The organism is Geomonas sp. (genome assembly GCF_035254065.1).
GTDB lineage: Bacteria > Desulfobacterota > Desulfuromonadia > Geobacterales > Geobacteraceae > Geomonas.
Map to the genome: position 1 here is coordinate 1 of NZ_DATFBA010000391.1, position 6,829 is coordinate 6,829.

A 6,829-nucleotide genomic window follows, 5' to 3' on the forward strand; every position below is an offset into this window, starting at 1 on the left:
TTTGTCCGGTTGCAGACGGCCCCCAGCCTCACCCTGTCCCTCCCCTTCAAGGGGAGGGGACCTCCGCTTCCCTTCACCCTCCCCTTCAAGGGGAGGGTAGGGGTGAGGATGGGGTTAATGACTTGCTTTCCATTCAACAACGATGTTATAAAGCTCTAAGCCCCCAAACCCGGAGTTAGACGATGTTGATGAATGCCTCGGAAGTCGCGAGACTGCTCAAGAAGGACGAGAGCACGATCGTTAAGTGGATAAAAAAAGAAAAGCTCCCGGCTGTCCTGGTCAGGGGGAACTACCGGATCAACCGCGTCGATCTCCTCGAGTGGGCCACCGAGCACAGCATCACGGTGCCCCCCGAGCTTTTCGCCGCCGCCGAGGCCGATGTCACGCTCCCCACCCTTGCTGAGGCGCTGGAAGCCGGCGGCGTTCACTGCTCCGTGCCGGGTGACGACAAGCTCTCGGTGCTGCGTAACGTGGTCAACCTGCTCAAGCTCCCCCCCCAGATGGACCCGGAATTCCTGCTCCAGGTGCTGCTCGCCAGGGAGGCCATCGGCACCACCGCGGTAGGGGACGGCATAGCCATACCGCACGTTAGAAACCCGATCCTGCTGCAGGATAAACCTTCTCCCGCCATCACCCTCTGTTTTCTGGAAAAGCCCATCGATTTCGGGGCGCTGGACGGCAAACCGGTCCGCATCCTCTTCATGCTGACCAGCCCGACGGTCCGGGTGCATCTGCACCTGTTATCGCGGCTGGCTTACGCCCTCCATGACCCACAATTCCGAGCCACCTTGAACCTGGCCTGCGACCCGGTAGGTATTATCGAGGCGGCCACCCGCTTTGAGCGAGAGCTGAGGAGATAGCCATGCACCCCTTCGGCGAGTCGACGATACGTATCCTGCTGCTCTCGCTCGCCGTCGTCTGCCAGGCGCTTTCCGGCCTCCCGCTTCTCTTCTACCGGGGCTCCACCGCGGCACAAAAACTCGCCGCAGGCCTCATGGCTCTCGGTTCGCTCGCCGGGGTCTCCGGCGCCCTTACCGTCCTCTGCTTTCCCGCTACCCTCACCTATCAGCTGATGCTCGGCCTCCCGTTCGGTCCCTTCGAGGTCGGCATCGATCCCCTTTCCGCGATCTTTCTGCTGCCGGTCTTCATCGTCACCGGGTGCAGCGCCGTCTACAGTGTCGGCTACTGGCCCGCCGCCAGTAATCCCAAGAATGTCGGCAAGCTCACCTTCTTCCTCGGGTTCTTAGCCGCCGCCCTCAGCACGCTGCTGATGGCCAGGAACACCATCCTCTTCCTGATCGCCTGGGAGATCATGGCCTTCGCCGCCTATTTCACCCTCACCACCGATGACGATAACCCCGAGGTTCGCGACGCCGGTACTCTCTACCTGATCACCACCCATGTCGGCACCCTAGCGCTCTTCGCGATGTTCTCCCTGTTGAAGGGTGAGGTCGGGAACTACCTTTTCCCCGGGCAGGGGGCGCTTCCGGCGCAGAGCGCGGTGGCGACGGCCATCTTCGTCACTGCCCTGATCGGTTTCGGTCTCAAGGCCGGTGTGATGCCGCTCCACGTCTGGCTCCCGTCCGCGCACGCCAACGCGCCCAGCCACATCTCGGCCGTCCTTTCCGGCGTCGTTCTCAAGACCGGCATCTATGGTCTGGTGAGGGTCTTCTCCTGCTTTTCGGAACTGCCTGCCTGGTGGGGGTGCACGGTGCTGGTGCTGGGTGGTATATCGGGGGTGGTGGGGGTCGCCTTCGCCATCGGGCAGCACGACTTGAAGCGATTGCTGGCCTATCACAGCATCGAGAATATCGGCATCATCCTGCTGGGGGTGGGAGCGGCCCTCATTGGCCAGAGCCAGGGTGTTCCGGTGCTGGTGGTGCTTGGAATGGGCGGAGCGTTGCTGCACGTGGTCAACCACGCCACCTTCAAGGCGCTCCTCTTTCTCGCCGCCGGTTCGGTCATCCACGCTACCGGCACCAGGGAGATCGACCTGATGGGCGGGGTAGGGCGGCGGCTCCCTTACAGCTCGCTCTTCTTCCTGATCGGTGCCGTCGCGATTTGCGGTCTGCCGCCGCTCAACGGCTTCGTGAGCGAGTTGATGGTCTATCTTGGTCTTTTCTCCTCGATCCGCAGGTTTCATGACCTGGCGGGCGCGCTTCCGGCGCTTGCCGCTCCTGCCCTGGCCCTGATCGGCGGCCTCGCTGTCGCCTGCTTCGTCAAGGTCTTCGGCGTCGTCTTCCTCGGCGCGCCCCGCTCGCAAGAGCATGTCGCAGGGCACGAAGCGCCGCGCGCGATGCTGTGGCCGATGGCAATCCTCGCCGCCGTTTGCGCGGTCATCGGCATCATGCCGTTACTGATCTCCTCGCCGCTCACTGGCGCCGTGGTAGGCTACAGCAATGCCCTGGCTGATGAACCGCTGAGCGGCCTGGTCCCCTTCGGCTGGATATCGGCGCTGGCCGCGGCCCTGGTAGCAACCGGCTGGCTGCTCTGGCTGTACTTCTCTGCGCGGACCCGCTCACTGCCGCATGCGGAATCGGTCACCTGGGGGTGTGGCTATCTGCGTCCCACCCCTCGCATGCAGTACAGTTCCTCCTCGTTTGCCGCGATGCTGGTGAACATGTTCCGGATGCTGCTCATGCCGGAGGTGCACAAGAAAGAGGTGACGGGAACTTTCCCTGGTCAGAGCAGCTTCCAAAGCCACGTTCCCGAAACCGTCCTGGAGCGCGGCTATCTCCCCTGGCTCGACTATCTGTACCTGAAGACCTCGCCAATCCGCCATCTGCAACATGGCAAGCTCAACGTCTACATCTTCTACACCTTCATCACCCTGGTGGTGCTGATGGCCCTGACCACGCGGTAATACCATCCTGACACTGTCCGCACTGTAGTGAACAGGCACACGCCCAAGATACCCCCTTGACAAAGGGGGGACAGGGGGGATTTGCCTTTTGGTTTTAGCGGCGGTGCACCCCATTCTCACCCTGTCCCTCCCCTTGAAGGGGAGGGACCGTTAGTCCTGAAGCATCCCCGCAAGTTACCGTCAGCTGATTCTTCCGAAAAAGGTAGGGTGGGCTCCGTCCACCGGTCATGCCGGTGGTGGACGACGCCCACCCCACTTGCTGCCTGCACCATCCCCCATCAGAGATGGCGCTATTCGAACTTTCTCAAGCTTTTCCCTTCACTCCTTCCCTTTCAAGGAGAGGGCTGGGGTGAGGATGGGGTGGTGCCTTCCACTTCACTTGGCACCTCCTTCTTCCACCTCCCCAGCGCCACCGACTCCACCGCTGCCGCCACGCCGAAGGTAAAGACGCTCCCCACCAGCGGCACGCCGTGGGCCCCGATCAGATCGTACAGGAAGACTTTGATGGCGCCGACCAGGGTCACCATGATGGCGACGTTTCGCAACTCCTTGTTGCTCTGCAGGAAGGCGAGCAGCATGATGCCGGCGGCCGCCACGTTTATCGCCATCGATTCGCCGCAGTGCAGGGCGTTCGCCACCTCTTTGGGGGGCGCGTAGAGGGTCAGGGTCTGCAGAAGCAGGATCTTGAAGGTGAAGAACCCGTTCAAAAGCGCAGAGAGCAGGACCAGGGTGGCGCTTCTGTCCAGCTTGTCGTAACGGGAGAAGACCGATGGGGCGGGTGGGGGGAAGCGCCGGCACCACTGGAAGTGGTAGAGGGTTATGATGGTGAGCAAGAAGGCCGGCAGCGCGGAGACCACGTCGGCGGAGGTTCTGATGTCCAACTGCAGGGCCATGGCCAGGGCGAGCGAGGCGTAGATCTGGACCACGTAGGAGCTCAGCCTGATGCCGCCGTTTTCCCATTTCCGGGAGAGTATGGCCATGAAGAAGGCGACCACCGAGAGGGCGGGGAGGGAGAGTACGAAGTTGCCCAGCACGACCGGCAGCGCTACGGCGGAGAGGGCCGCTCCCGCGAAGGCGTAGGAGTTGGTGCCGGGAGCCCCTTCCAGGTTGCGCCCGGACAGCCAGAAGGTCACCCCGAGGTGCCCGGCGGCGAACAGCATGCCGATGATGCCGAGCAGAACCAGGCTCCCTCCTGACGCCTTCACCACGTAATAGGTGGCCAGAAAGCTCCAGAGCACGTTGACGGTGGGGAGGGCGAAGTCGAAGCGTGAGATCTTCTCCGACTTGCTGCGGATGATCCCCGCGCAGGCAAGTGCCAGGTAGAGGAGGAAGAAGGCGGCCAGGGTCGCCATGAACCATCCCTCCGCCAACTCCGGAGCCGGCTTCTCATGCGCCATCAGCGCCATGCCCAGGCGCACCGCCCAAAGCTGCAGCATGGCGATGGTGACCATCAGCACGATCCAGCGTAGCCATGAGCAGCGCTTGAGCTTCGCCGCGAAGTAGCCGAGGATGTTGGCGGTGAAGAGGATCATGGCGAGGTAGGGGAAGAAGGGATGGGGGTAGTCGATGGCGGCCCCGCCCAGGCACATGCCGAGCGCGCCGATGGATATGGGGAGGAAGACCCGGTGCCGGTAGCTCACGAAGGTCATCCAGCCGCCGGTCACGATGAGCGTCAGGTAGGCCGGTATCAGCGGCAGCGAGGCGAAGTGGCTGTGGGTCTCCACCACGATGATGCTCATCAGGCAGGCCCCGCAGCAGGCGAGCACCGGAGCGAGCGGGTTGTTGCGCTCGTACAGCCAGCCGCCCCAGATCATGAGCAGCGCCGCGTAGCTCATGCCGACCACCGAGCCGGCCAGGGTGTTGATCAGGTTGTTGTCGGTGACTGTGCGCAGGAGAAGCGCCACCACCAACAGAAAGCAGAGGGTGGACATCCTGGTCAGCAGGTGCGCCTTTCCCGCCCAGTTGAGGATCTCCTCGGAGATGTCCTCCTCGTCCTCCGCAAGCTGCGGCTCAACGGGCTCAGCTTCCGCTTGCGTGCGTGCCTGTGCCTGCGCCTGCGCCAGCCCCTGCGACAGGGGGGCGGCCCCACCCATGGTTGCTTCCAACTCCGCCAGCCGTGTCTTCAGCGCCTGGAGTTCCGCGTTCACCTGGTCGACCGGTTGATCGGCCTGTTGCCCATGCTTTGCCACTTCATCTGCCGTCATGACTACCTCCTGTCTCATAGCGAGACTGCTGCTGGAGGATTAGCGACAAGGTGCGGGGGAGGGGTGACTCCCCCTGTCGGTTTGGGATTCGCTATTCGCTCAATGAGTTTCCTTGAACACCGGCATTACCTTGTTGAGTACCCAGAAGATGCAGAACGGCACCACGGCCACCGTGAGGGCGCCCATGAGACCTTCCTTGTAGGTCTCCAGGTCGTCAGGCCAGATCGGCATGTGGTAGTGCATGAAGCCTGACAGTGAGGAGGAGAAGGCCTGGCCGCCGATGACGACGTTCCAGCGCATCATGAACACGCCCAAGAGCACCAGGGCGGAACCGATCACGGCGCGCCGGATGGTGAGCCCCGGGACCAGGAACATGAAGAAGGGGAGCAGGTTCCCCATGCCGTACTGGATGACGAAGATGTTCACGAAGTCCCGCTCGTAGATGACGCTTCGCAGGATGTCCCAGGACTTGACGGCGGTGTAGCCGCGGAAGATGAGGTCGAGCAGTTCCAGGGTGATGGCGGCCACCATGAACATGAGGAGGTACTTGGAGGTCATGGTCACCACGTGGGTCTCGGCGCTCTTCAGCTCCTGGGCGGTGGGGAGCTCCGGGTACTTCTGCGCTTTCCAGTTGGCCAGAAGCTTCCTGATCTCCATGGTCACGATGTAGGTCAGGATGCAGAGCGCGATGCCGGAGACCACCGCGGAGCAGATGAAGATGACCGGCATGAGCGGGGTCATCCAGAGCGCGTTTGCCTTGACCGAGCCGAAGATGAAGCCTGCGTAGCCGTGCAGGAAGCAGGCGACCGGGATACCGGCGGCGGCCAGTTTCTTGACTGCCCGCTCGTCCGCCTCTATGGCCTCGTGAGAGATGTCCATGGCGCCCAGGGTGAGCGCCGAGAACAAGAGCAGCTGCAGCTGCTGGAAGACGGTGCGGTCCCGGAGGGCCTTAAGCTCCAGCACCGTTTCCACGAAGTGCACCCGGTAGACGAACCAGAGCTCGGAGGCGACGATCATGCCGTAGGTGGAGAAGACGATGCCGAAGGCGGCGATGGCCGAGGTGAAGTGCGGCGTCATCATGACCTCGATGCCTCGCTGTGGCTGCTGCAGGTGCAGCATGAGCGGTAGCATGGCGACCGGTAGCAGGGCGAAGGAGAACACCAGCGAGAAACGGGCGATCCCCTTCAACTCCTTCACGCCGAACACGTGGTAGAGGGAGGAGAGCACGAAGGCGCCCGCAACCAGGCCGGTCATGAAGGGGTACATCACGATCTGGATGGTCCAGTAGATGTACTCGTTGGGATAGACGAAGAATTCTTTGAGGGTCCAGGCTTCTCCATGTACCATGGCTATCTCACCTCCTTGGTCAGTCCCAGGTAAAAGACCTGCGGCTTGGTGCCGTACTCTTCCTTCAGCACGTTCACCCGTTCCGTCATGATGATCTTGGTGACCGGATCGTCAGGGTCGCGGAGGTTGCCGATCTGGCGGGCTCCGAAGGGGCAGGCGTCGACGCAGGCCGTCTTCATCCCCTGCGAGATGCGGTGGTAGCAGAAGTTGCACTTCTCGGCCACGTGGTAGACAGGGTGGAAGAAACGGACGCCGTACGGGCACCCCATCACGCAGTAGCCGCAGCCGATACACCACTTGCGGTCCACCAGCACCACGCCGTCCTCCGTCTGGTAGGTGGCGCCCACCGGGCAGACCTGGACGCAGGGCGGGTTGTCGCACTGGTTGCAGAGTTTGGGGACGAAGAAGGCCTTGT

General features: G+C 62.6%; 5 protein-coding genes. 2 read left to right on the forward strand and 3 right to left on the reverse strand.

All coding sequences use genetic code 11. The features are described 5' to 3' along the window. The first annotated feature begins 182 nt into the window (after window positions 1–182). Together VJ604_RS18500 and VJ604_RS18505 are read left to right on the forward strand one after the other, a co-directional pair. Window positions 183–860, forward strand: coding sequence for a PTS sugar transporter subunit IIA (locus VJ604_RS18500; protein WP_324085052.1), 678 nt, complete (start codon window positions 183–185; stop codon window positions 858–860). Between the two features lie 2 nt (window positions 861–862). Next, the gene (locus VJ604_RS18505; protein ID WP_324085054.1) at window positions 863–2,863 is read left to right on the forward strand and encodes a proton-conducting transporter transmembrane domain-containing protein; all 2,001 of its coding nucleotides are present in this window, start codon (window positions 863–865) and stop codon (window positions 2,861–2,863) included. A 332-nt stretch (window positions 2,864–3,195) separates the two neighbouring features. Here the strand turns inward: VJ604_RS18505 and VJ604_RS18510 are convergent, their stop codons facing one another. The 3 genes from VJ604_RS18510 to VJ604_RS18520 all read right to left on the reverse strand — a co-directional run. Then, window positions 3,196–5,067 carry a DUF2339 domain-containing protein gene (locus VJ604_RS18510; protein ID WP_324085055.1) on the reverse strand — a complete coding sequence of 624 codons (1,872 nt, stop codon included), beginning with the start codon at window positions 5,065–5,067 and terminating at the stop codon, window positions 3,196–3,198. A gap of 99 nt (window positions 5,068–5,166) precedes the next feature. Then, window positions 5,167–6,414: an NrfD/PsrC family molybdoenzyme membrane anchor subunit gene (nrfD, locus tag VJ604_RS18515; RefSeq protein WP_324085057.1), complete on the reverse strand. Its 1,248-nt coding sequence runs from the start codon at window positions 6,412–6,414 to the stop codon at window positions 5,167–5,169. 2 nt (window positions 6,415–6,416) lie between these two features. Continuing rightward, window positions 6,417–6,829: 4Fe-4S dicluster domain-containing protein (locus VJ604_RS18520; RefSeq protein ID WP_324085059.1), on the reverse strand; the 413-nt coding region annotated here is incomplete at its 5' end.